This window comes from Rubritalea sp. (genome assembly GCF_051252225.1).
Lineage (GTDB): Bacteria > Verrucomicrobiota > Verrucomicrobiia > Verrucomicrobiales > Akkermansiaceae > Rubritalea.
The window spans coordinates 1-2,316 of record NZ_JBPOGE010000043.1 but is presented as its reverse complement, the minus strand read 5'-3'; the positions used below and the strand labels follow the sequence as shown (position 1 = coordinate 2,316).

Genomic DNA, 2,316 nt, shown 5'->3' with positions numbered 1-2,316 from the left:
AAATCTTCACTACACTCAAACTCTAAACTCACAAACAAAGCTTTCTGGCCGAGTCTTCGGTTGGTGTGCTTTACGTTCTGCTAAAATGAAATGCCCCATAGATAAATCTACGCTTACAGCTCATAAAAAAGGAAATTTGGAAATTGAGTACTGTCAGCAATGCAGTGGATTCTCAGTACGACTTGAACAAGATGCTGCTAAAAAACTTGAAGACCAACTGACTGGTCATTTTTCATCTCCTCAAACTAAGAATTCTAAAGTCGGTCTATCATCACCACACACCAATTCTAGTATGAAAAGCTTCAAGTACAGAGGTGTACTATTGGATTACTGTAGTGAAAGTCATTCTATCTGGTTCGACAAAGGCGAATATTCAAAAATATTTGCTTCATCTACACAGACCGAGAAGACTGTAAAAAAAGAAAGCAGTGATGGGGGATGGAGTGTTTTGGATATCGTAGCTGCACCTATTGATATCATTGATATTTCCGGCAGCATTCTAGATACTCTCGGAGATATTGTATCAGACATAACCTCAGGTATTGACCTCTAAATAGCCTTGCAGAACAAGACGCTGCACCCAACCTCGTACCACGTTTGAGCGCGACTCACCTTTCACTACATCCACACTTAAATCTTAATCCAAAGCTTTCTGGCCGAGTACTCGGTTGGTGTGCTTTACGTTCTGCTAAATTATGCCGTCTAAATCCACAGCGAATCTAATTATCGCTCAAATTCTTAGCTTTGTGGCAATTTGCGTAACACCTATTGTTTTGTATCCACTAGTCGAACAAGAAGAGTTCAACTCGTATACATCGATTAACTATTTCTCAGGTTTAATCCTTCTTCTTGCTGGAATCTCTTATGTCCTCATTTCTCCTCGAAATCTACTTTCATGGATATTGCTACTGATGCTTATTCCTATGCTTCTTCTAACCGTTCTCACAGGCCTCAAATACGCACCCTAAATAGCCTTGCAGAACAAGACGCTGCACCCAACCTCAGACCGCGTTTACGCTTTTCAAAATCTTCACTACACTCTAACTCAAAACTCACAAACAAAGCTTTCAGGCCGAGTCTTCGGTTGGTGTGCTTTACGTTCGACTAAATTTACCATGTCTAAGAAAATCAAACGTCGCATCTATACCTTGCTTATAGTGAGCCTAATTGGTTACATTGCATGGTACGGAGGTAATATCCCATTCACGTTACGCAATCAGGTTAGAAGCGCTCTTGGTATTCCCTACCTACACCCATCGATCAGCATCGGTGAGACCTATACAGATGCATGGACTGACTATATTTTTGAAGCTGAACTTACTTTTAGCCCTTCATCACTCAGATACATAACAAGTGGAAGAAAATTCTCTACGCACAAGTATACTGAGTTAGACTATGAACCAGAACACATCGGTAGCACTGGCTATTCATGGAGTTCATCAGAAGCTGGATCTGCTCGCTGCTACCTTTTAGTGGATAAGTCTAATTCTAAGGCTTCATTAACTTACTCAGCCAACTAAACTGCCTCTGTCGAACAAGACGCTGCACCCAACCTCTTCCCCGCCGAGAGTCGAATCGTCATGACAATTCAAACATCAAGCCAAAGTCAAAGCACGCTGAGCGGTCATCGGTTGGTGTGCTTTACGTTAGGCTAAATATACCTACATCATGAAACATAAATTCGGTACATTCGGTATCCTGGTCGGCCTCATCGCTCTGTGTATTGCTATTTTTCAGAACGACCTTCGCCCTGAAGAATCAGCTCCTATTCAGCAGCCTGAACCAACACTTAAAGAACTCGCTGTTGAAGCAAGTAAGAAGCTCATTAACGATAAGATCCTCAAAGAAGAAACTCCATCAGTAGCTCCAGATATTCCGTCCGAAGAGAAACATGACGCCATCCAACTGACATATATGGCACTAGGCTTCTTAGCTATCGTACTAGGTGCAATATCATGGATTCGTAAGGACCACATCCGATTGTCAGGAGGAGCCATCTCATTGGGAATCATGGCTGTAGCTTGGCAGTATGTATTGATTGGTATAACAGTAGCTGTGATCATTTTGATAATCGCAAACATAGGTGCAAGTTTGTAACCAGTAGCGCTATCCACACTCTAAAACTGGCTCTGCCTAACAAGACGCTGCACCCAACCTCGTACCGCGGTTAGGCGCGACTCACCTTTCACTACATTCACACCTTAAACCCACAACCAAAGCTTTCTGGTCGAGTACTCGGTTGGTGTGCTTTACGTTAGGCTAAATTAAACCATGTCATCACAGGTAAAGAGAATCAGTCCCATGATCGCAGTTAAG

3 protein-coding genes and 1 pseudogene are annotated in these 2,316 nt (G+C 42.4%); all 4 read left to right on the top strand.

The window, feature by feature from the left end; all coding sequences use genetic code 11:
• Positions 1-553: pseudogene (locus ACSHX2_RS15315) on the top strand (hypothetical protein); the annotation flags it as partial.
• 142 nt (positions 554-695) lie between these two features.
• Positions 696-968, top strand: a complete 273-nt coding sequence (locus ACSHX2_RS15310; protein WP_435693829.1) for a hypothetical protein — start codon at positions 696-698, stop codon at positions 966-968.
• 147 nt (positions 969-1,115) lie between these two features.
• Positions 1,116-1,520 carry a hypothetical protein gene (locus ACSHX2_RS15305; protein ID WP_435693828.1) on the top strand — a complete coding sequence of 135 codons (405 nt, stop codon included), beginning with the start codon at positions 1,116-1,118 and terminating at the stop codon, positions 1,518-1,520.
• Positions 1,521-1,668: 148 nt separating this feature from the next.
• Positions 1,669-2,097 carry a hypothetical protein gene (locus tag ACSHX2_RS15300; RefSeq protein ID WP_435693827.1) on the top strand — a complete coding sequence of 143 codons (429 nt, stop codon included), beginning with the start codon at positions 1,669-1,671 and terminating at the stop codon, positions 2,095-2,097.
• Positions 2,098-2,316 lie beyond the last annotated feature (219 nt).

Excerpts from the sequence above, each read along its gene's own strand:
- ACSHX2_RS15310 (WP_435693829.1), top strand. The coding sequence starts at position 696 with ATGCCGTCTAAATCCACAGCGAATCTAATTATCGCTCAAATTCTTAGC.
- ACSHX2_RS15305 (WP_435693828.1), top strand. The coding sequence starts at position 1,116 with ATGTCTAAGAAAATCAAACGTCGCATCTATACCTTGCTTATAGTGAGC.
- ACSHX2_RS15300 (WP_435693827.1), top strand. The coding sequence starts at position 1,669 with ATGAAACATAAATTCGGTACATTCGGTATCCTGGTCGGCCTCATCGCT.